This window comes from Paenibacillus sp. FSL H7-0326 (assembly GCF_001955535.1).
GTDB lineage: Bacteria > Bacillota > Bacilli > Paenibacillales > Paenibacillaceae > Paenibacillus > Paenibacillus shunpengii.
In genome coordinates this window covers 384690-410156 of sequence record NZ_MPVN01000002.1, presented here as the reverse complement: position 1 = coordinate 410156, position 25467 = coordinate 384690, and the positions used below count along the sequence as shown (strand labels likewise).

The 25467-nt window shown below is 49.5% G+C and carries 11 protein-coding genes; all 11 read left to right on the top strand.

Annotation, left to right across the window (positions count from 1 at the left end; all coding sequences use genetic code 11):
• Window positions 1-86: 86 nt before the first annotated feature.
• Window positions 87-566, top strand: coding sequence for a hypothetical protein (locus BK126_RS12555; RefSeq protein WP_076312988.1), 480 nt, complete (start codon window positions 87-89; stop codon window positions 564-566).
• Between the two features lie 20 nt (window positions 567-586).
• A complete protein-coding gene (locus BK126_RS12550; RefSeq protein WP_256209651.1) occupies window positions 587-925 on the top strand; it encodes a hypothetical protein in 339 nt (112 codons plus the stop codon).
• A gap of 67 nt (window positions 926-992) precedes the next feature.
• Window positions 993-10109, top strand: coding sequence for a phage tail tape measure protein (locus tag BK126_RS12545; RefSeq protein WP_177178671.1), 9117 nt, complete (start codon window positions 993-995; stop codon window positions 10107-10109).
• A gap of 13 nt (window positions 10110-10122) precedes the next feature.
• Window positions 10123-10773: an S-layer homology domain-containing protein gene (locus BK126_RS12540; protein ID WP_076312986.1), complete on the top strand. Its 651-nt coding sequence runs from the start codon at window positions 10123-10125 to the stop codon at window positions 10771-10773.
• A 48-nt stretch (window positions 10774-10821) separates the two neighbouring features.
• Complete coding sequence (locus BK126_RS12535; protein WP_076312985.1) at window positions 10822-12216, top strand: hypothetical protein; 1395 nt, start codon at window positions 10822-10824, stop codon at window positions 12214-12216.
• Window positions 12217-12228: 12 nt separating this feature from the next.
• Complete coding sequence (locus BK126_RS12530; RefSeq protein ID WP_076312984.1) at window positions 12229-15366, top strand: M23 family metallopeptidase; 3138 nt, start codon at window positions 12229-12231, stop codon at window positions 15364-15366.
• Window positions 15366-15782 (top strand): hypothetical protein, encoded by a 417-nt coding sequence (locus BK126_RS12525; protein ID WP_076312983.1) that lies wholly within the window; start codon window positions 15366-15368, stop codon window positions 15780-15782. The genes BK126_RS12530 and BK126_RS12525 overlap by 1 nt, the downstream gene beginning before the upstream one ends.
• Before the next feature lie 18 nt (window positions 15783-15800).
• Window positions 15801-16211, top strand: a complete 411-nt coding sequence (locus BK126_RS12520) for a hypothetical protein (protein ID WP_076312982.1) — start codon at window positions 15801-15803, stop codon at window positions 16209-16211.
• Window positions 16212-16223: 12 nt separating this feature from the next.
• Entirely contained in the window at window positions 16224-18176 is a 1953-nt protein-coding gene (locus BK126_RS12515; RefSeq protein ID WP_076312981.1) for a hypothetical protein, read from the top strand.
• Between the two features lie 16 nt (window positions 18177-18192).
• On the top strand, window positions 18193-19329 hold the full coding sequence (locus tag BK126_RS12510) for a hypothetical protein (RefSeq protein WP_076312980.1): 1137 nt from the start codon (window positions 18193-18195) through the stop codon (window positions 19327-19329).
• A 100-nt stretch (window positions 19330-19429) separates the two neighbouring features.
• Complete coding sequence (locus BK126_RS12505) at window positions 19430-25459, top strand: hypothetical protein (protein ID WP_076312979.1); 6030 nt, start codon at window positions 19430-19432, stop codon at window positions 25457-25459.
• The last annotated feature ends 8 nt before the right edge of the window (window positions 25460-25467 follow it).

The following is a 25467-nucleotide window of genomic DNA, read 5'->3' as shown; positions in this document are numbered from 1 at the left end:
TCTGTGTCCTCCCCTGCACAGACCCTTGCCTTGCCAGGGTTTTTTATTATTCGGGGGAGTACATAAACTCAGGGGAGGTTCACATCATGGAAACAGATAAAGAGCGCGAAGAACGAGAACTGGCTGAGAAGCTTAATGCTGAAGCCGCAGAACGTTTTAAGAATGACCCTGCCAATAAGCAGGTTACCCAGGAGGAAGCAGACGCGGCTGAGCGGGCTTTCTTCGAGGATGATGAAGTCATTACACTGCGAGATAGACGGAAGTATCGTATCCCACCATGTAACTTGAAAGATGCTCGTCGCCTTATGAAGCTCTTGAAGACAGTTAATGTGGATGCGATCATCCTCAACTTCATCCCTACAGATGACGAGGAGCAGGATGAGAAGCGCCAGCAAGACCTGTTCGACATTCTCGCTATGGCATTTAAGAACTACCCACATATCGTCACAAGAGGTGAGGGCGGGGAGTACATCGTCAATCGGGATTACCTGGACGAGTACCTTGATCTGAACTCTACCCGTAAGGTCATCGACATCCTTATCGGTCTCAACGGTCTAAAAAAGTAGAACGCGACGAGGGGGAGCCGATGGAGGGCACCGAAATCCGTGATGTGGAGACACAGGAGCCACTACACTGGGGAGAGATTTTCTTCACCCTCCATAAGCACTGTGGACTGAACAAGTGGGAGATTTGGGAGTACACACTCCCTCAGGTCGCGGAGCTGTGTAAGTCAGCCGAGAAGTACATTCAATTCGAGGTAGAGCTTATGACAGCACCTCTCCGCATGTTCGGTGGCGGCGGTGGGGGAGGAGAGTCAGTCGGAGCTGACGGTACTATTAGACGTAAGAGAACCTACGATGATGAAGATTATACCGAGATTGGAGAAGACGACATTGGTCTCTTAGCACAAGCTCTCGGAGGATAAGTGAGTTCTGTCCCGTTCTGCCTAAACTAAGGTGGAACGGGATTTATTTATGAGGACGGTGATCGTAATGGCTGAAACTCAAGGGCAAAAACACTCATTAACAACTGAGATTTTAATGGACTTTGGACAGTCCGTTACTAAGACGGGAGAGTTCGCGGGTGAGGTTTCAAAGCTCGGGACATCTTTTAATACCCTCTCGGACGCTGTTCACAAAGTTGCTAACGATACAGAGCGTATGAACCTCGCTATTGGTGACAAGATCGCCAAAGCGGTTGGAGAGATCAAAGACGGTTCTAACCTGAAGCTCAATGCAAAGAACATTCAATCTGCGGTAGAGTCTGCTATCGCTTCTAAGTTGACTAGCGGTAAGGTTACCATCGAAGGAGACCTAGCACCACTGTCTATTAATCTGACTCAGAAGAAGTGGAGTAGCATGACTTCTGAAGTACGTACCAAGATCAAGGAAGCCATTGACCAGTCCTCCATCAAAGTAGGGAACGTCAAGCCTTTCGTGTTCTCCGAGTACGGATTCCGTGAACTGCAAAACAGATTCAATACTGAACTTCAAGCGGCAATCACCAACCGCATGTCCTTTGCGTGGGGTACTGCTACGAAGGAGATGAAGGACGGTACGCTTGCAAAGGTTCCTAAGCCTATGAAGTTCGAGGTGGGCGAGGAGCACCTGAAAACGCTAATGACTTCCGTGTCTACGGAGTTCATGAAACACATCAGTGATCCTAAGAACATCACCATCGGTAATATCCAACCAGTACAGATCGACTCTGCTCGACTTAACATGGCTGTGTCCCGCATCAAGGAAGCCATTGGAGACATCGACAAACATCTCCTGAACGTTAACCTGGATGAGCTGAAGAAGCTACCTAACCTGGACAAGGGGATGATGAACTTCCGTGCGGCTATGGAGACTACTGTGGCTCAGATCACTCAGCTCGATGCTGAATTGAAAGGTCTGAAATTGAACGGTACAAGCAAAGAGCTTACTGCTGTAATGGGTAAGATTCAAGAGCTTAGAACTACTGTTGTCGATAAGGTCGGTTCTCTTATCACTTCTGTTGGTGAGGAGATCAAGACTATCCCTGTGGGAACTAAGGAGTACGCCAACTACAAGGCTACCCTCGACAATGTAGGTCACATCGTTAACAACCACATCCAGGCTGAGATCAACGGTATCGTGACTGGATTAGCGGCTCGTCTTGGTATCGACCCATCCTCGGGCGCATCCACTAAAGGCTCGGCAGAAACAAACAAATGGGTTGCTAGTATCAAGGGAGTGCAGGAGCTTCTGATTGCATCTGCTGAGAGTGCAGTGAAGAACCTGTCCCAAGCAAACCTGGGCATCGACTTCAACCTCATCATCGCCCACTTCAACGAGTGGTCTAAGCAGATGAGAGCTAAGATGCTCGTGGATTCCCAGGAGTCCTTGGATAAGATGACAGCTCAACTGACAGCAAGCAACAAGGATGTCCTTAACTCCTTCGCTCGTGCTATCACTAACGTAACCTCTTTCCGATATGACTCCTCTAAGTTGGGAGAGGTTAGAGTAGACCTTCCTGTAGACCAACTTCGTCCTCGCGTTCTAGCTGAGATTGAGAATGTGATTAAAGAGATGGTTCAAGGATTCAAAGCAGTACCTCACGGAGAAGCAGGTACCGTAGGTTCTGTAACTCTGCCCGAAGGCACTACTACTGCGATCAATACAGCACTGAAAGCGATCCTTAGCACTCAGTCAGAACATCTTCTTGCTCAACTGCGTCAGGGGGCGGGTGCAAAACCTTCTGCGGAAGACACTGCTCAGCTCGATGCTGTAATGGCTCAAGAGTCCAAGGAGCTTATCAAGTTGATCGTCAATCAAGCGGCACAGAATGCCCGTTCCCTTGCAGAGGGAATCAACGCCAAGGGCTTCGCTTCCTTCACGAAAGACGATCAGGCTCGTATCAAGCAAGAGATGGAGTCCACGCTTCAGAAGACGGTCACTGAGTTCTCTAAAGCCGTAGACAATGCGTTCGGGGCATTCGCAATGACTGCCGCAACAACCGAAGCAATGCACGGAAAGCTGAGTACTGAACTGAACCGTATGATCGCTCAAAGTAACGTAACCTTCCTGGACGCTAAAGAGCCACTGGTTCTTACGGGTGCTGTCACTCACGTCCAAAAGAAACTTGAGGAAGCGGTCATGGCAAACATTGCGGCTTGGAAGCCTGAAGCGACCCCACTCAACGTTGCGGCAGACGCACCTATGGCACACATGCGGAAAGCCATGCAGTCTATGATGCACATGGCTTCCAACAAAGTGGTCGAAGGCGTTGGTGGTATCGCTGATGGAGCGAACGCGATCTTCATGAACCCTAAACAACTCCATAAGGATGTAAGACGTGCCTTGGCTACAGCAGAAGGGTTCGACAGAGTATCCGATTGGGAGAAGGCGTTCAAGGCGGGAGTGTCCCTTGAGAAGGCTACTGGACAGGTAATGACAGAGGGTGTTCGTCAGGTAATGAACATGTTCCATAACTCTGTGGCTAAGAACACGACTTCCGCGATCTCTGCATACGGTGAAGCTCTTGGTAGGGTAGATATTCAACCTGACCTGACTAGCGTTCACGTAATGGTTAGGCGTGTGGGAGAGATGATGGACACTGTTCAGTTCAGAATGGTTGAAGCGCTGACCAAGAACCTGGACGCATTCTACAAGGGTGCCATTGACGGAATTAAGAACCTTCCTCCAGTAACCCAAAGTATCGGGTACCGTCCACCTGCGGGCGCGGCGGTGAATGCGGCGGCTCCACGTCCATTCCCATTCGGGGAAGCCAATAACCCCTTAGTAGGTAACCCGAGATCGACCGCCTTGGTAGACCCTCGTTACCCAACAGCAGACAAGTTGCCGAAGGGATACAACGAGTTCGACATGATGAACCGTTGGGAGAGAGAAGCGCAGATCAAGGTGCTGAACACCAAGAACCGTTTCGAGAACAGTGACCTGACCAATGAGCAAAAAGGTCAGCTCCATAACTTCCTCGACAAGGAATACTTGGCTCGTGTGCAGGAAGCGGTCAGCAGATTCCAACAAGGTCATCGCGTTGGAGATCAGTCTCCGTACCAAACCCTGCGTGATGCAATCCTGGATGCTTCTCTGTCTCTGAGATACACAGTGGAACAGTTCCGCAAGATGAACATGGGTTCCACGACTCAAGCGAATGCGACTGAGATGAAAGGTAAGCTGAGGGAATATGGCTACGACACTCAATTAAACGTTGAGAGTATGAAGACCAAGTTCCTTAACAAGCTGAACCCTGAACAGTTCACTATGCTTGAGAACTACCTGAACGAGGTACAGGCTAAGGTCAACAGACTCGCATCCTCCGACATCATCAACGAGAAAGACATCACCAACGCTCGGATGGAAATGCGTGAGCTGAACCGTGAGCTTGACGTAATCTCCAAAGGGTTCGACAGAATGGCGAAGGTCAGCGGAATGGAAGGGCAGATTGACAAGCTGAGTGAGAAGATGAACCGACTTCTCATGAACAGCCAACTACCTATCAATAAGATCGCTCACCTGGGAGACCTCATCAACGGATCGTACTCTGACCCTACGAAGTTCAGCCAAGCCAAGGACTACTACGCCGATCTAGTGAGAGATAATCGCGCACTTCAAGCGGAACAGCGTAGAGCTGAAGCGAAAGCAGAATCCGAAGCTAAGAGGGAAATGGTTCGTCAGCAGTCTCTCGCTAACAGCAAGATGGCTATGGAGGAACGCCTGAGAGTGTTCGAGGACAATCAACGGGTAGGGGCTGACAGGCTCCTAGGCAAGTACCGTAACAAGTTGTCCAATGAAGACTACGCTACCCTTCAGTCCCAAGTATCCAATCACCTTGGTCGAGTAGGCGATCTTGTAAGAAGCCCAATCACGGACTTCTCAAGCCTGTCTGTCATCAAGGAAGATATGGCGACAATCCTGAACCGTGTGAAGGAGATCGCTACATCGTGGGATAACGTGCTGAAGGATAACAGAGTGTCCCGTGAGATGGATGTCCTGAACGCTAAGCTCGAAAAGATTCGTCAGATCGGTAAGGTCGATCAAGCGGAGATTCAAGCAGTACAGAACGCCATCAATGCGGTAGCCACTGATGCTACTCGGATGAACCCTGCTAAGGATGCCCTGAACCGTGTTCTCGAACTGCAAGCTCAACGCATTGCAGAGGAGAAGGTTGCTAATCGGTTGGCGGGGGTTGACCTGAATCGCAGAATGTACGATGCCAACCAAACGGTTGCTATGGATAAGATGAAGGACAAGTACCTTCGTAAGCTATCCTCCGATGACTACGCTAAGTTGGTATCCGACCTGGATGCACACAAAGCCCGTATCGGTTCGGTAACAGCGGCTCCAATCAATAACGACACGGATGCGGCTAATGTACAGGCTATGATGAAGACCCTGAACATCCAACTGGCAGAGATCGCTCGTAGATACAACGCACTGGCGGCAGACGAGTCCTTCCAAACGAAGCTCATCAAGCTTCGTAGAGACCTGGAAGCTCTGAAGCTTGACAACCTTGTAGATGTGTCCTCGATTGCTAAGCTCGGTGAAATGATCGACAAAGCAATCACGGATGGTGACATCGTACAAGCGCGTCTGTACCGTGACGAGCTAATGAAGACCAACAGAGAGCTGAAGGCTTTGCAAGCTCAGAAGCAGAAGCGGGGCGAGAAGATCGGTGAGTCCAACATCTTGAAAGGTGACAAGGCAGTATTCACGGAGCAACTGAACGCTGTGCTGAAGACCGTAGATGCTCTCAAAGGCTACGAGATCACACAGTTGAACGTGAACAACGCTACGAACACCTGGACAGCTAAGATGCGGGATGCTGAAGGTAACCTCAGAACACTGACTGGTTCCATTGACAAAGCTACGGGTGAGCTGTTCAAACACAGCGAAGCGTTGCAAATGGTAACACAGAATGCCTTGAGAGCTTCCAGTTCCATCGGTTCTAACCTCGGAAGATCGGGTGACATCCTTGGAAACTACATGAGTAACCCTGTCCAAGACAAGAGAAACCAACAAGCCAACAGTGCGTTTGGAGGGTTTGGTACTTCGGTACTCAACACGATGCGCTACATCACGGCGGGTGCAGTCATGGGTTACCCTACAATGCTCCTGAATGAATCCTTCCAGTCGGCTAAGGAGATGGATTACCAACTGGCTAAGGCAAATCAGAACTTCCAAATCAAGTACCTTGAGCAAACGGGTGGAACCTACACTACGAGCGTCGATGGTGAAGAAGTGACTGCTCCCGAGTTGCTTCCGAACATGTCCCGACTAGGTGAGGTACTGGTCGAAGGTGCGATGGATATGTTGGAGCAGAAGTACGGCGGCACACTCACTGAGCAACAAAAGGCTACTGAGGTGGAGACAGCTACCGCCCAGGTTAACGAGTACATGAAAACTGGTGCCGTTAAAGACCTTCAGATGATTGCCTTGCTTAACGGTATCGACCAAGAGGAAGTGGGACTGGCTTACCACATCGCTTCCCGTAGGTACGACAACCCTTACGAAGCCACTGCTTTCGCCAAGGAAGTAGCTAAGGTTCGTTCGATTGAGGAAGTAGACGTAGAGAAAACTGCTACGGGTTTTGAAGCTATCTCCTCCCAATGGGGTATCAGCGGTTACGCCCTCAATAAAGTCACTAACATGATGATTATGGCGGCGAACATCTCCCAGGCTAAGATCGAAGACCTTATCGCAACTCAACAGAAGGCAGGTTCTATGTTCCGTAACGCCATGGGTGATCAGGATAAAGAGACTGCGCTTGCTCACTCCATCGCATACTCCTCCATGTTCGTTCAGGCAACTGCACGTTCAGGTGCGGAATCAGGTACGTTCTGGAAAGCGATTCTCGACAAGCCTTACACCAAAAAGGGTCGGGATGAGTTGGCGGCAATGGCGGCTACTAACCCTGAAGTGTACGGAAACCTCAACCCGTACAACGAAGACGGTTCACAGAAAGACTTCTCGGACATCTTCGCTAGTATCCTTGAGACAAGTGCCACCATGAACGATGAGTCCCGCATCCAAATGTGGCAGAAGCTATTCCCTCAATGGCACATGGGTAGTGCGGCGGCGGTATCTGCGTTCACGGCCGACCTTCAACACACAATGGAGAAGGTAATGCACGTAACAGGAGATGCGGAAGGTAGTGACAAGGACGGAGATGGCAATCTGAGTGTCAAGGAGTCTATTGATGCTTATGTTGCTCAAATCCAAGGGGCTGACGAGAACACTGCCATGTACATCCGTGCAGGTATGATGGACACTTGGAAATTCCGTCAGAGTCAAATTAAAACCTCCTGGCAGGTCGCTACTTATGAAGCTTGGGAGGAACTGAAAGGCGAGTTCTCCAACCTAGCGACATACCTTACAGCATTCCTTCGCATCGTCGGAGATAACGCAGGAGGTATTGCTGACACGATGGGTCTTATCGCTCGAATCATGGCGGGTGTCGGTGTCAGAATCGCATGGGGCAAGCTGAATGAAGCGATTGACAATGCAGATAAGAAGAAACAGGCGAGTAAGATTGAGAGTTATGGTATGGCTCTTAACGAAAACGCTCGGATGGAGAACCTTAGACGTATTGGTATTCAAGAGGAGATGGCACAGCATCAAAGCCGTGCGGAAGCCCGTAATTCCCGCCGCGCTGAAGTGAACACCAAGATAGTGGAGAAGGAGGGTGAAGTTCTCGGACTGCAAGCTAAACGAGATCAGCACCAAGAACTCTATCAGAAGGCTGTTGCTGATGGAGATACCACAGCCGCTTCTTTCCATGCCGCTGAGCGTGACCAAGCAGACAACACTGCTAAAGCCAAGAGCAAAGAGGTTGAACAGCTTCGTAAGGAGCTTGGTTCCCTCGATGAGCAGGACGCTAAGACGAAACGCAGTCTTGAAGCCTTGAGCACAGAGCTTGGTGAAAACGGTCAGGCAATGACTCAGCTCCAAAACCGTGCTAAGGCACTGACGTTGGCAATGGACGACATGGGTATGGATTCGACGGAACTGAAGAACAACCTGAACTTCTTGAACCGCGAGTTCCAGTCGGGGGCGGTCGATGCTTCCCGATATGATGCGGAGATCAACAAGATCGGTAAGGAAGCAGGAATGTCGGACGATGACATCTCGAAGCTGAAAAGAGAAGTTGACAAGCTCAACGACTCTTTCAGAGAGGGAACCCTGGACGCTACCAAGTATGTCAACAAGATGAAGGAGCTTGAACGTGCCCACCTCACGGGTGCCCTCGGGGTCAACGAAATGGGTGTAGGTGCCGCAGGTGCCGCAAGTCAGACTGGTATGGGTCTTGCTGAGTACGCAATGATGGGTCTCCTGGCAAAAGATCTGCTTCCTAACGGTGGCGGTGGCAAGCGTGGTGTGTTCACTAAGATCAAGGACGTGTTCCAAACCAAGAGTCTGGGTTCTCTGTTCAACAAGAAAGCCCCTGCTCGGGACAACAACGGTGATATCCTCCGTGACCCTGACGGAAATGTTATCCGTCAGTCTGAGATCGACATGGCTAGAGACAGCATCCCTGCCCGTGATGCTAACGGCAGACCTCTGACCGACCGTGACGGAAACCCACTTACTGAAGGGGATGTCCGTAGAGGTAGAGCGGCGGCAGGAGCGGCTGATAACGTGGCTGATGCGGCTAAGGGAGGTAATGGAATCCTCGGTAAGATTAGTGGCGTTGGTAATACGCTCTCTAAAGGACTGAAGCTTGCAAGACCGCTGAAAGCAATCCCGTACATCGGAGCGGCGTTGGCAGGGGCAGACCTTCTGATGGCGGCTATCGACCCACTGACTGCAATGGGGATGACCGACTCTGAGAAGAAGGGTATCCAAGCTGAGAACAAGGAAGGACTTGCTAACAACTTCCGAGACTGGGAGGAATCCTCGGGCTTGGGTGCTTGGTGGAAAGGGGCTAACCTCGTTTGGGATGGTGCCTTCAGCGGAGTGAGTAATCTGCTTGGAGGTAATGCACCTTCTTGGGGCGACTATTGGGAAGGATTCCAGGCTGTACGTGATGGTGATGGTAAGTACGTCGAAGAAACCCTTGCAAGTAAGTACAACTACGAGCAGGAAGCCACTGAAGCCAAGGTCGAAGCCCAAATGGAGCTTAACAAGAAGTTGGAGGAGCAGAACAAGTACCATCCTCTTGACACCAACAAGGACGGATTGCTTGATCCTGCAACTGACGGTGCTAACCAAACTCTCGATTATGAGAGCCTAGACACGTTGATGGCTAAGATCAGTGGTGAGATGAACAAGGGCATGACTCATAACGAGTCTACCTATCAAATCAACCGTTCCCGACTTCTCATTAGCGGTGTTCGTGAGGACTCTAAGCAAATGCGTGATCTCATGGAGCAGTACCTCAGAGAAAACCTGAAGTTCTTCGATGAAGCGATCAAGAAGCTACAGGAGACATACGACCTGATGGCTGACGGTGACGAGAAGGACAAGGTTGGAGCTGAGCTTGATAACCTGAAGTCGCAGAAGGCTCAAACAGAGCTTGAGATTGATGGTGTCAAGAACTCTGCTATCGACGAACTCGAACGTAAGATGACCGATCAGCTCGACCTTACTCAAATGGACTACGACAAAAGGATGTACGATCTCCTGGCGGCTAACGGCGGGAAGGACGATGCTCCTGAAGTCAAGGCACTTGAGAAGGCAAGAGTAGCTGACGTGAACGCACAATTGGAAGGGTTCAAGACTGAGTGGGACACTCTCCTGAAAACTGGTGGGTTCAACCCTAACTCCGATGAGTACATGACGATCTTCAAACAGCTTCAGTCCATCGGCGTTGAGCAGTCCAAGAACCTTGCTGAGATCAACAAGAACACCTCACAATCTCAATCGACCTTCAACTTGCCAAGTGGTCTCAAAGTCATGGATTACTTCGACTACATGACTAAGAACAACACCCACAAGAGCGTTATGGTGGGGGCGGGTAACGTCACTGTCCATGTAAACATCGACAACATGACAGGCGACACCAAGGACGTTGAGAAAATGACCTCTGCTCTTGAGAAAACACTCAAGAAGAACAACAGCGGTCTCGTCAACCAGTTCGCTAATGATGTTAAGGCGAACATGGGCAGTAACTATAAAGGACTGTAAGGAGGTAAACTGAATGTCCCAACGTGACCCGTTCGGCTCAGCTAATGATAAGTACAAGCGCAAACTGTTCGTTGACACTGGGATGGAGTTCGTGGAAGTAAAGGCTCGGATCATCGAGCCTTACTCCACTCCGTCTCCTCAACCCCAGGTCAAGGAAATCAAGATCATCAATGCTCCATCACACTTCCATCAGATGGGGGTGTCGTCCTATAAGGCAATCCTCAACATGCTGTTCAAGGACAAGGAAGCGTTCCGCGACTACTCTATGTATGTTGGTTGGACTCATAAGTTCTATGATGAGCGCGGCAACATCTACTTCGGGGTGGTTGAGTCAATCAAGGCTGATCCTGTGTTCTACCATCAAGGAGACCCAAACATAGATCAGAAAGGGTACAAGGTTGAGCTGACCATGACCCTAATCAAAAAGGACGGGTACGATGCCACTAGCGTTGTACAGTTCCAAGACCTTGAGACCACTGAAGGTAAAGACCACTGGGCTAGAACGGCGATTGAGGATATGGCTAACCTCGGTATTGTCGTAGTTACTGAACTTGACGGAACCCCTGTCTTGTACTTCAGACCTGAGGACTTCATCACGAGAGCTGAGTTCGTGACGTTCCTCATGAGAACCAAAAGGTTAATAGAGCGAATCATCAGGGAGTAGGGCGACCTACTCCTTTTCTGTCTAATCTAAAGTGAGGAGGTGCTTTCAATGCGAAAATGGGTTGACGTGAATGAGGGTGACTGGTTCTACAACGATGTAATGGAAGCCACGAATATGTATCTCGAAGACGGAAATGCCTTCGTTGACGGAATGACATACAACCAATTTGAGAGCGGTAAGCCTTTCATCTTCGAGGAGATTAAGGCAGTTACCAGTCAGTCTAAGTTCAAACTCTCCAAGAAAATTACACCGTCCGAGGGTAACCCCTTGTACGTGTTCATTGACGGAGTTCAAACCATATACAAGTCTGCCGCAGATAACTTATCGGGCGGTACGGATGTCGAGCTTTATACAGGATGCAAGAACGGTCAGATCGTTGCGTTCTGTAGCTACGGAGTACCACTCCTGGACGAGGACTGGAAAAGACCTCCCGTGTCTTGGTTGGGTGATCTCCCTAGAACAGTCATTCCAAAGAACGATGTTTACTTCTATGACCCTTACAGCCGTAAGCACCAGGAGTACCTGTATGCAGGAGGTCAGCCGCTACGTAGGCTTAGTATCCCTAAACAGGTTTGGCAACAGTCGGCGGGTAACGTAGATGCTGTTACTGAAATTGCGACAAAGGCTATCGGGTACCGAACGGATGTTTACTGTGTCAGCCCAGGCGGTTCGTTGTTCCTACCGTTCAACCTCAACGGCGTGACGTGTAAGTTCAATTACTGGATTTACGAGAACGGCGTGTACAAGATGATGAGTCAGAGCGTTAAGGCGACAACGGACAATCCAACATACAACAACCGTTTCTTCCCTAACTCAATCATTACGAGGGGAGAAGCATTCCACCTCATCAACAAGCTCCGCAAGGTTCTGTACGCTAGGTTCACCGACATGGAAGCCCCTACTAAAGGTATTGACCAAACCATTATCGCCTTTAATGGGCAGAGGGTATTCCGACTCAACGGTAACTTCCCTGCGGGAAAGAACAAGCTTGCCGTTAAGGTGAATGGTGTTGCTAAGTATGCACCTATTGTTACGGAGATCGACAACCACACCATAGTGTTTAACTACCCTCTAAACGAGGGAGATGAGGTGAAGGTTTACTACAAGAAGGGGGAAAGCGAACGTTTCCAGGATGTTGGTAGAGCATCTGCTTACTACTACCAAGACAAGGATGAGCGTGTTGAATCCTCAGCGACCAACTGGTGGAAGCAGTCTGTTTCGGAGATGGAAGACGAGACCTTCTCCAACGGCGATCCCCTGATTGCAGGTTTCAACATTGTCAAGACCTTAGACGGTGCCGCAGTACTGACGAATATGGGTAGACCCGTGAATGGTAATCAAGAGCCTACTACCTGGTTCTTGGGGGATACCGCAATGACCCGTGCTGAAGCAGTAACCTTCTTGAGCAGATTCAGAAAGTGGACACTTGAGAGATTCAAATAAGGGGGATGCACGATGATTCCAATTTCAGATGAGGTTCTAAAAGTTCTCTCTCAACGGCTGAAGCTCGGAGAGAGGGCTTTGCCCAATGTAAGAGTTGAGGTTGATAGACTTGCGTTCATCCCTGGACGGACAGAGGAGTTCCGTTATATCACCACAGAGGTTGAGGAGATCACGTCCGTCAAGAAAGTGTGGGTCGCGGAATCCACGGATGGCGTATATGACGGTGAGACATCTGCTAATGGAGACGACATTACCTTCCCTGTACAAGGCAAGACGTTTGAAACCATTACGGTCACCGATAACTTCGGTGCGGCTCGTTCGGGCGGTCGTACGCACAAGGGGATTGACCTATGGGACGACATGGGGACTCCGATCCTGGCGGCGTGGGCAGGGAAGGTTGTTAACATTACCCGAAGCAGAACTGAAGGTGGCGGTAACACTGTTAACATCAAACATGCGGGTGGAGTGATGACCAAATACTTCCACCTGAGTGAGATCAACGTCTCCTTGGATGACATTGTTTCTAAGGGACAGGTCATCGGTAAGCTTGGGAATACTGGTGCGGTCTACACGAATGGTCACCGAGTTTCAGAAGCGGAGAGAGCCGCAGGTAAAGGTCGTCACCTACACTTTGAGGTTTGGGAGGGAGTTAACCAAGACACTCGGACGGGTGAAGGAGGAAAGGCAGTCGATCCTAGAGCGTACCTAAAGAGGGAGCGCAAGCTCTACTCTGATGCGGAAACCTTAGGTAAATCAACAGTTGACGAGGGGTTCGTGACTGGTTACCCAGGAGAGGTCAAGCTGAGTGAGAACTTCGATAAACGCAACTGGTATGAGAAGGACATCTACAGCCTTGGTTGGAATTTCAGAAGCTTTGCCGCTGTTGATTCAGGTTGGACGATGTACGACTCGGGAGGTAAGTTGGTTTACACGTTTGGTGTCAGCTCTGCCACGGTAGAGTTTGAGATTGACGTAACTAAACTGAATATGCCGACCGCAGGGCTGTTCAGTATTGGTTTCGGGACTAACTTCACTGGAATGATGACTGGTGATGAGGTCTCAATCCTCATGGACGATAAGGCGTATGGCTACGTCAGCAAGTTTGAAGGTAAGTACGACCTGACAAAGGTAACCGAGCTGAAGAACATCGCCATCCCTGAGGGAACCAAGAAGATCAAAGTCCAGGTCGTATACGGTGGGGAGATGGTTACACCACCAGTCCCTGGCGGGATCGGACCTCCTGCACCACCTACTGTAAAGAAGTTCGCAATCGACTACATCCGAATCCAGGAGTTCCTACCAACACCACCTAAAGAGAACGAAGCTGAAGCTGAGATTGACCCTTCCAAGGGAACCTGGGAGGAGATCGAGTACCAGGACTTCATCAGTAACACAGTTACTAACTCGGAGTACTTGCAGGTCGGCTCCTTCGTCTATATGGATACCCAGGTTCTTCCGAACATCATTAGCTGTGAGGTTGATGACCAGTACGAAGCAGAAGCAAGGGAAGCAAGGCTTTCAGTCTCCAACCCTAGAGGATTTTTCTCGCCTGATTACAACCCTGCTTATTTCCCTGAGACAGCAGGTATGGTGTCACCATGGTCGTACTTCGCCAATGGGTTCCATATTGGTGTCCTTAGTGAGAATACACCTATCCGCATTTACATGGGGTACGGGCAACACCTGATTAGGGTGTTCACGGGGCTGATTGATAAGGTTGACATGAATGGAGAGTCCACCCTAGAGATCACAGCTAGGGACATGTACAAGAGGGCAATCGAGAAGGTCATCACGGAGAAGAAGGCGTACCCTGAGGTCGATCATGTGGACAACGTTCCCGACCCTGTACCTGCGCCTACGGGCGGCGACAGGAAGACCGAAATCATTCAAGCGGCACAGACACAGGCGGCGGCTTATAGCATTCCCGATTACAAGTTCCTTCTTGCTATCTGTAGGCATGAGACAGTAATGGGTACAGCGGGCATGGGTAAGGAAGAAAACGGGAGCTTCATCCTAGGATATGGATGCTACAGCGCAGGGTACTGTGACCCTAAATACAAAGGTATCCAGGAGCAGATGAAGCGTGGTGCTGAACGTATGTCCAAGGCTCTAGCATCCAAAGGGAAGAAAGTTTCGTCTAAGGCTGACGTACTGTACTTCCACGATGGCGGCGATATTGCTCCCATGGTTTGGAGTGGGGATAGAGACAACTGGGTGGACAAGGTATGGTCTTACTACCAAGACATACTGGCAAATCCAAGTGCTTGGGAGAGTACGGCTACGACACCGACTCCTGCACCTACGGTAGAACAGCCTACGGAATTTGAAAAGCCCGCTTGGGTTAAATCCACGGTAGCTCTTGACCTCATTAAACACGCAGGTCTGATCGGGTGGCGGGCGACAAGCGAAGACTTGTCATACCCTGACTACGTGATCGACGAGACCTACCTTGTAGAGGTCGATCAGAAAACAGGTAGGGTCATTGTTCCGATTGCCGATAAGGAAGGAGAGTTCGAGGTTAAGGACGCAGATTCTATTCTGACTCCTAATGGATGGCTCAATCCGTTTGTTGAGGAGTACGGAAAGACCTTCGAGCAGTATTCCATAAAAGTATCTGAAGCTGTCTCGGAAGTAATTGGAGAACTTCCATACCGAAGTTTCTGCGACAGATACGGGACATATCGACTTGAGAGAATTAACTATGACAAACCAGTTGTAGCTGAGTTCTCCGAGAACGATAACCTGATCTCGATTACCAAGTCCATCGACTGGTCGCGGGGAAGAAGTCACATTGTAGTCATTGACTCTGATGGAAAACCTGGGCAGTTCATTGATAAGGAAATCCTTCTTGAGTTAAAGGGCGAGATCAGAACAATGGTTATCTCTGTTCCTTGGGCAAAGACAAAACAAGCAAAGAGAACGGTAGCAGAAAAGGCGTTCTTCGATATGAAGCGAATGTGCCGAACTCTCCAAGTCTCGATCCCTGCAAATCCTGCGCTCGATGTGTTAGACAGTGTGCTCGTGACAGATAAGACCACCACGACTCGTTCCGTCTATACTATTAAAGGAATCAGAACTAGCTTCTCCGTTGACGCGGGAATGCTTCAAGTAATTGACCTTATGTGGTCGAAGAAGGGGGTTATGGCTTAATGGCGGGCATAGTTAACGACAATATCGTCTTTCCCGTGTTAGACCTTATCCACCGCGAGATTCGTAAGTATACCAGTATCCACAACATAGAAGGCAACCCTCTTGAAGGGGAGCCTTCTGTTACTCTTTTTAGGGAACATCCGATGGATACCGAGAGGGTAACGGGCGCGGATATGATTTATGAATCAACGTGGAGGGTTTCAATTTGGATGAAGTTTGGCTCCGAAGATGACACGGGTTTTCCTGTGGGAGTTGGATACACGCATCCTGATTATTCCTATTATAAGTACTTTCGTTTGACACAAGTGACTTCAAGGACTTTCGATGCAAGCGGCGAGTCGGTACTCACTTATCATATCGGTCTAAACTATGATGATGAAGGACGCTTAACTGGAACGAGCGTGAATCGTATATAGAAATTAGGGGGTGGAAAGATGGCATTTAACATTGTGTATGTCGCGGGCGGCGTTATCGACAAAGTACGCGAGTTGCCATACCCACACTTCAGCAAGAAGACCATCCCTTTTATTAGGGGGCAGATGTTGGATATACCTGCCGCTCAGACTACGAAGTCGGACACATTCACACTTCCATACGATACGGAGTTCTTGTCTATCGCTTTCGCGGCGAGTCAGTACTGCGTAGGTGATTACTGGGAGTTGACCATCGGTAACGAGAAGGTGTGCCAGACGATCTTTACGAAGGAGCTTCCTGAGTCCGTCTCCATGGGTAACAGCTTCGGCATTGTGTACCCCATCGCGGCGGGAACTCAGATCAAATTTGACTTTGTAAACGTAGTTCCTGAAGCGAAGTCGGTGTGGTACAACATCAAATTCTTGAGATAAGGAGGGTAACCGATGGCACTACAAAAACCGCTGACGAACTTTGCCGCCTACATTGACGGTGAAACAGAAGCGCAGAAGCTTATTAAAACACTTGCCGATCAGGTCGTTAACGCTGACATCCCTAGGGTTGAGGGTGGTATTGACGCAAATCGGTGGGAGAGTGTTTACGAATCTGATGGCTATAAGTGGGTGACCTACCAAAAGGGATACAACCTTGATGTGGTAGGTATGTACGAGCACACGGACGGAAACAAGTACGAAGTGTTTAAGGTACCTAACTGGACAGATGCAAAGATCATCGGCGGCGATAAGGCTGTAGATGCAGATGGTTATCTGCACGAAGTAGAGCTGTCCTACTTCAAAGAAGATGCAGAAGGTAAGCCTGAGCCTGTGAATACTGACATCGGTAAAGACTTTGGTAATTACCGAACAGGTAGGAAAATCCAGGTTGTTCAGTTCTCCTATACGGATGGACAGACCCAAGAGGTTAAGTATGTAGATGTCCCTGGTTGTCTGATTACTGTTGTGGTAGACGATACAACTCCTGTAGGGTATAAGGCTTACTTGGTACAGCAGACTATCGACACCCTTGACGGTGCTACTGAACCATCCAGTGAATGGAATCAGTTTGAGATCGTTGTCGAGATGCCTTCTGACTGGGCTTACGCGGTACGGGGGATAAAGAATGGTCGATTCTACTACAACTACTCTCGTCGCGCTAGTAGCGATGCTTGGGGTAAATTTACGTGGGGAACAATCACTGAAACCTACTATGAGCCTAACAAGCAACAGTACAAGTTCAATGAGCTAAACTATAAGGCAGACTTACTGAACAGCTTACCGTCTCGTGTCGTGATTAAAGGTACTCCAACAGTCCCTTCAGGGATTCCTTCTCGTGATTACTACGTTATGTTCGAGCAACCCGTGGACGATTGGAATTACATTAACGTCTATCACGGGGAAGGGTTTGACGGTTCCATGGCTCAGGGTGATCCTAAGCTGACTTACGAGGGCATTGTTGATCCTGATACGCTTAAACTCGGGGTAGCGCCTACCGTAATCGACCAGTTGAAGGCTCACTACGTTTACCTTTCCTGGAACGACCCAAATGCAGTTAAAGAGTTCGTTCCTCCTGTGGTTAAGTGGAAACTGGACTACGATGGAGTCACCGAAATCGTAAGCCCTGCGGCTCACTTCTTCCACGGTAGAGATTCAACAACTGCTTGGTTGCCTAACAAGAAGCGTAGACCTGACTACTTGATCTCCTACACAATGTCTGTCAACAACGACCGCATTGTCCTGGTTATTGAAGGTGACCCTTCACCGAACATCCACGGTTACTACCGTAGCTTCGGATACATCGGTAAGATCGTTCCGTTCAACGAATACGACCATGCAGGTAACTTCGGCGTGACGGTGGGTATGGGAGACCTGAGAACCGATATGACTGGATACACCAAGAACGATGTAATTACTGAGCTTAACCCTGATCTGTACGCTAAGTACGGTGAGTATACATCCAACGGTATGGATTCGATGTCGATGCTGAAGACTCGCAGTAACGTATTGTTCCAACGGTACTATCCTGCATTCATTACACATCTTCCGAACTATCCATCAGTAGGTACACTTCCCCCAGGTCTGTCTAAACTAATTGTTGACGCAGACGGATTCCAAAAATCCTTATGGACGGGCAAGTACCATGCGAGTCCGATCTACCTTGTCCACCAAGCTGAAGGTTACCGTGGTTACATGGATGGGGTTGTTGCAATCCACGACCATAACCTCGTGAACCGAGATGAGCTTATTGTTGACACGGAGATTCTGAAAGACACTGCAAACCCATCGTTGGGTACCTGGACTGAAGTGTACAAGTTCTTCAGTATCAAGAGTCCGTTGAACTTGTTCAAGCACTCACCATCACCTGACGTTATCACAATCGCGTTCTTGAAAGAGATCAAATAAGGAGGGTTACTACTCAATGGCAAACTTCAGATACGTTGAGACTATTACCACATCCCAGGACTTGCTGACAAAGCTCAAGGAAGAAGTTACTGGGTTCGACACCTACCCGTTCGAGACTACGGCGGGTGAAGTACAAGAGCAAAGCCTGTGGGAAGTGTTCTACGAGGAGCTTGACACCAACGGTCGCGTTCAGGAGCTAATCCTCCAAGGCACGATTACGATTGGTACACAAGCAACTCCTCTTACTAAGAAGTTCTACGTGAGCTTCATCAACCACGCACTGGTTCCACGTACAGTGGCTCCAACCCCTAGTTATGAGGAGCACAGCACACTTACGGTTCAGTTGCTTGAAGGACTGGAAGGTACTGATCCTACGACACTACCTGTAACCACTCGCCCTACGTTCAAGTTGACTGGTCACCCAGTACTGTATCAATGGGCACTGGAAGACTACACACCAACTGACCGTAACAAAGAGAAGCCAGTGTACATGTACATTAACGTCATGAATAACCGACTGGCTATGGTTCTCGTAGCTGACCCTGCGGTTAACTTCCTGGACTACAAGAAGTCCTTCCTATACGTTGGTGCCCTGAAGCCGTTCAAGTACAACCTGAACGATGTGGACGGTAACGTGATGCTTACGGCGGGCGCGGTAATCGAAGAACCCGACATCACGCAAATCGCAACGACTGGAACGTACTACTTCGGTCAGTACACTTCCGCAGGTAACAACACCCTGCAAATGCTGAAGACGAAATCGGGTATTGAGTTCCAACGTCACTACCCATCGTTCATCACACAGGCTCCACCTAAGGGCAAAGCCTACCTTGACCCTGAACTGGGCGACACTGGTTTGGAACTGGAACCACAAGGTTTCCAAGCGTCCAAGTGGACTTCCAAGTACCACCTGTCTCCGATCTACGTGGTTCACCCTTACGAGGGTTACCGTGGACAGTTCGACAACTGCATCGCGGTTACTAAGCACAACATCCTTCACCTGGATGAGCTTATCATTGACGTAGAAGGCAAGCCTTGGAACCAAGAGGTGTACCGCTACTTCGATACGGACACAGAGCAAACCTTCATGAACCTGTCTGCGAACCAACGAATGGGCGTAGCGATCCTGAAGGAAGTCCGTTACCCGCTGTAAGTTAAACTGCACGATAGCTGAGTCGTATAGATTCAGTAAGAGGGAACTTTCTGAGACTCCACTCAGGAGGTTCCCTTTTTAATTTAAAGGGGGCGGTGACGTGAATCAAGTTGTAAGCCAGTACGATTTTACTGTAATAGACTATACAACCACGCAGTACGGTTACCTTTTCACCGTTGGCACCACAGGAAGTAGACCAGAGGAGTATCGGTTTATCTATATGCCTTATAGTCGGTACCCAAGTGTCCTAATGCTCGACTTCTACGTAGCCCGTTCTGTTTCTTACGGTATTAATCACGACCTCATCCAAGCTATCCGTAAGGACATGGAAGCGGAGGAAGGGTTCATTGTCTTCGGTGACGGGAAGCAATCAAAAACTGGATTACTGCACGAACAGGTTTCAGGCGACTCAACAAAGGATGGCAGAGGTCACATGATGGAGTTCTCTTTTGAAGCAGAGCGAACAGCCTTGATCGAAGCACTTGAGTCCGACGAGCATCCTATGGGTCACAGACCTAACTTCCTGAAGGACGCTTCCCTGGATGATGGTATGACTGAGGGTTGGCGGGTGGACAACGACAAGGAGTTGAAGATCGTTCGCAACCTGGGGCTTACACGCAGGTTTGTACAGAACCTCGGTAAGATCGACCCGAGTAAGATCAGTTTTAGGGTCAACGAGTTCGGTATGATTGCTGACTATGCCGACAGTGCAGATAAGGTTAGCGAGTACGGGATGGTTGTCCGTGAGCTAGTGGACTCCGTAAGGGACGATCAGCCTGACCTGGATATGGCGGGGCTGTATGATGCTGTTGAGAAGATCATTGGTCGATCCGCAGAGACAGAGCCGCTACTGAAAGCAGTCATGAGCCATCTAAGGGATACTGAGCTTAGCGAGACGATTAAAGCAGAGCGGGTATCCCGTCAGGAAGTCGAGGTGCTGTATCAAGACCTTCTAGGTACTCGTGACATTGAAAGAGAAGCTATGGTACAAGAAGCCACGATCCTAGGGGCAAGGGTTATCGACAATCACGAGATGGTTGTGCCGAATGACATGTCTACCGCTTTCATCAGACGTTTTCAGGAAGTCAAGTACCTGTTTATTGACTACTCTCGCCCTGTAGGTACGCGGGTGGACGAAGCAAAACTGGCACTGATGAGAACTATGGACAAGGCACTGAGAGAAACGACCTTCAGCGGCTCCACTACAGACAAGATCATTGAAGCATCGAGGGAGTTCAGCGAGAAGGCGTTTATTGCTGAGCTTGGCCAAGCCCGCCGCGACATTGAAGAAGGGTTAATGATCCATGAGAACGTACTGGCAAAACTGAAGGACAGACAGTACCCTACGCTTCTTCATCGAGAGGTGCGGGGTGTGCGAGAGATCGGTAAGGGTCAAATACACCTACATGATGAGCTGACTGAAGGTACACGCGTAAGATTCCGCTATGAACCAGTTCTCCGTCCAAGTGACATTCTATGGAACCCTATCATGGCTACTCGTATCATCGACAAGCATCCCACGGTAACAGAATCGGGTATCATCCTGGCACACCGTGACATTGACACCGTGGCAGTTATCGACAAGGAGTTCCCTTGGGCTTCCCGTGATATTGTCGAGAAGATGCACCTGATCGAAGACCTTACCCCTGCACAGAGGTTGTTCGTAGAGAGCATGTATATTGAGCAGGATAAACCTACTGCTAAGAGAATCTTCGTGGTTCAGGGAACTGTAGATCGGGAAATGCAACAGGCTTACCGAGACAGCACAGAGTACGGTTTTGTGTTCAGAGACCTTCAGGAATCAAGCAGGGTAAGAAAGACGTTAGGTTATATTGAGCACGAAAGACCTGTGGGTAAAAGGGTATTCACTGAAGCCTTGGACGTTCTACAGAAGTACCACCTGGGTGTGAGGGACGATAAGGTTGAAGCTTACATCGAGGAGCGTTTCCATGAAGCAAGTACAGCCCCACGCAATATGTTACTACCTAAGATCGAGGAGGGTGCTGAGAGGAACGATTCTTTTGGTCTGCATACAAACGACTTGGTTGCTTCGGATAGGGAAAGTGAGCGTGACATGTGGCTGACCGAACACGTTTCGGCTGACAAGGAAATCTCCCGAGACACCCATTTGAGCTTCTTGGAATCGTTCGGCAAGAACCATACGCAGAAGAATATGCACCTCACTGAAAAGCCGCTTGAGTTCAGTAAGGGACAGAAAAATATGCGGTTGGAAAGAGTCATGCAGTCGATCAAGGAACTGGGAAGACCAACGATCTACCGTGATGAGCTATTGGATAGGTTGGCGGGCGGCGGTTGGCTCGGAAACAAGGAATACCCAGGTTATCTTGACGAGGACATGATCGTAGGTGAGTTGCTTCAGAACAGACCTGCGGTGATCTTAGAATTGATGATCGACGCGGTTCACAATGCTGACGCACCTGCTTACCTTGATGAGGAATTTATCGTTGGTGTGAAGGAGCGTATTGATGCCCTTATCGACAGCGGTATCCTTGCGGGTTCCAAGGACGGTACGAAGTCAGGCATTATCACACTGAACTTCGAGGGTGTTAAGGAAGCTAGTGAAGGGTTCACTTCTAATGATTACCCGTTAGCGTCCAGTGTTACCAAAGAAGGTATTGTTGATTTGGAACTGACTATTGCTGATAAGGACAAACGTGAGTCTCACATGGTGGATGTTGGGTTCGAGGGCACCAAGATCAAAGAAACACTGCACGGTGAGATTGAGGAAGTCCTGTACGGGGACGACTTCAGAACGAGACCTGCCATCATTGAGTTCCCTGATTGGACAGGAACACTCACCCCTGACGGTGGTCTTTACCCTGATGATCCTGAGTACATGGGCGACAAGCACGAGCGCGGCGGCACCACTTCAGACGAATACTCCCTGGGAAGCAAGCATGAACGTGGCGGCTATACCTCGGATGAATACTCCTTGGGAAGCAAGTACGAACGCGGCGGCTACACATCAGATGAGTACTCCTTGGGCACACGGGAAGAGATTGGTGGACAGCTTCATACCGAGTTCGCAATGGGCGGGGCACCCCGTGATCGCTTCGGGTACGTTGATGAGGAGTACACTCTCGGAAGTCCTTTCCTGCGGCAGATGTATCTCAATGATGAGTACTCCACAGGGCAAGCGAAATCCCGTGAGGGCTACACCAACGACGAGTACTCTATGGGAACAGCCAAGTCTAGGGAAGGAGACATTAGCTATGAATACTCCATTGGTACTTCTAAGTCGAGGGAGGGATTCACTAACGATGAGTACTCCATCGGATCGTTGAAGCCGCGTCAAGGAGCTATTGATATCGAGTACTCCCTGGCTACCCTTCAGCTCCGTCAAACGTTCGTGAGTGACGATTATTCCATTGGAACTGCGCGGGCGCGGGATGGATTCACGAATGACGAGTATACCTTGGGTACCTCGAACCTGAGACAGCTCCACATCAACGATGAGTACACCATTGGTACTCGTGAAGCTCAGCAATCCATCCTGGACGACAGCTCAGTAGAAGCTGTGAGGGAAGGGCTTATAGGAACAGTCAGCGACGATTCGATCTTTGCAGTCACAGAATCACAACCTGCATTCCTCAACACTGACCTGACTGCTGAGAGAAACACTAAGGACGCTCACCTGCACGAGGAGCTGACAGCGATCAAGTTGTCAAAAGATGCCCACGTCCACGAGACGGAGAGTAATGTGGTCAAGCTACGGTTCAGTCAGCTTGACGAGGGCACGCTGTTCGGTGTGAAAGATGTTAAGGATTCAGTGATCGAGCTGTTCCTGGACGGTATCAAGGGAGGTAAGCTGGCAGAGATCGAGGACACTGTGTTCGGGAACGTTCTCCCTAAAGCGGCATATGACTTCGGTGATGAAACGATCTTCGCTTTGAAGGGTGAGAGGGATTCCTTCAACTTTGGGGATGAAACCATCTTCGCCATTAAAGGCACCAAGGACTCGGTTACATTTGATGACCTCGTCGGGTACAAGAACGTGAATGACTCGTACTTGCATGATAACCTGTTTGCGATCAAGAACCCTAAGGATTCCTACCTGCACGAGACCACCGAGAGTGGCAAGGAGAAGATAGGGGAGCTTGAAGAACAGCTCGTAGCAGACAAACCGCAATACGGTTACCTTGATCCATTATTACCTCTAGGCGGCACTAGCCTGAAGTATGGAGACGTACCTGTAGAATCTGTAGGTGGAACCGGCTTGAAATACGGTGACATCCCAATTGAAATTGTGGGCGGTACTAGCCTGAAATATGGAGATGTCCCAATCGAGATCGTCGGCGGTACAAAACTGAAGTACGGTACTATCGAGGAGGAGCTGACAGCAGATAAGCCGCAGTACGGAAATCTTGAGGAGAACCTGCTTGCAGACAAACCGCAGTACGGTCACCTGGAAGAAAACCTTGTAGGCTTTAAGAACGCCAAGGACTCCTTCGTTCACGACAACCTCTTTGCATATAAGGATGGAAAAGATGCGTTTCTTCATAATAATGTCTTCGCATTCAAGGATGTCAAGGACGCGGAGATAGAAGGTACGATCTTTGCGGGCAAGGGAGAGAGGGATTCATACCTCGAAGACAGCCTGTTCGCTAGAAAGGGTGGAAGGGAAGCTCATCTACACGAGACCATTGACGATGTACTGAAGATGAGAAACGCTTCAATTGACGAAGACTTGCTGTTCGGCGGCAAAGGACTTAGGGATTCAGTTCTTGAGACTGAACTTGTCGGTATCCAATATAAGCAGGTTGAGATGATTGAAGGAGTGTTCGCTCATAAAGGCATCCGAGAGGGCTACATGCACGAGGGAGAATCCAACGTAGTTAAAATAAGGAACGCGAACCTTGACGAGGAAGCATTCTTTGCAGGTAAGGGTGATCGTAGTGCTCATCTGCATGAGATCGAAGGCAATGTTGTCAAAGAGCGTCACGGTGACATTGGGGAAGACCTCTACGGGCATTCGCTTCAGCGACTAGGGTATTCGGACGATGAGCTGTCTTACGGAAGTAAGGATGTCGATGGAGGGTTCGTGGTCGGAGATGGCGAGACCATCGGAAGGAAGCTTATGGATGCAGGGTACACCAGTGATGAGTATTCCCTGGCAACACACCAGTCAAGAGCAGGGTACACGGAGGATGATTACTCGTTGGCTCACAAGGAGGAACGTGAATCCTTTGTTGAGCGTCAGCTCCCAGTCGGTACCGCCAATGCACGGCTATCGGAGATCGAAGACCTTGAATCATTAATGGCTACCTTCGAGGAGCGTTGCTCTCAGGTAATCACAGGCTTCATCTTTGCAGAACGTCCTGAAGCGAGGGCTGAGTACCTGGAACAGCTCCACGCATTCCTTCCTGAGAGAACAGCTCACCTCATGGAAATCTACCATGTAGCGAAGACGGAACCTCGGGACAGCTTCCTGCAAACAGACGAGCACCTTGCTTTCCGCGATCAACCATCCGAAGCATACCTGCCGATCATGGACACAATGGCACAAGGTCTGATCTACGACTACACCAACGACCTTCTCGACCAAGGTATGAACCCTGAGGATTGGGAGGGCGGCTTCGGAGTCCCTGAGGATTACGACCCTGAAGACCCCTTCAACGTTTACTACCCTTACTCCAAGGACATGGACGCTTTGGAGCTGTCTCAGACTGATGATTGGATTGAGTTTGGTGATGGAGAATGGGAGCGTGATAAGCTGATCGGTAAGTTCTACTCTAAGAGTGACATCCCTACAGTGGGTGGTTGGTACCGCAATAACTTCCTTGCCGACAAGTACAAGTTCTCAATCGACTTCAAGGTTGATACAGAGGGCGATGCTGATGGAGCAGGGATCATCTTCAAGTACTACGATGAGAACAACTACTGGATGTTCATGGTACACGGAGGAGATGCAGACAACAGCCTGGGGATGAGAAGACCAATGCAGTTGTTCAAGGTCGTCGGTGGAACGCCTACCGCCATAGGCTCCCCAATGCAACCATTCAAGTGGGAAAAGGATAAGTGGTACACATTGTCAGTATCGGTTATGGATGGGCGAATCCAAATCTACACTGACTACAAACTTCAATACGATTTGACGGGCACCGATTAACTCGGTGC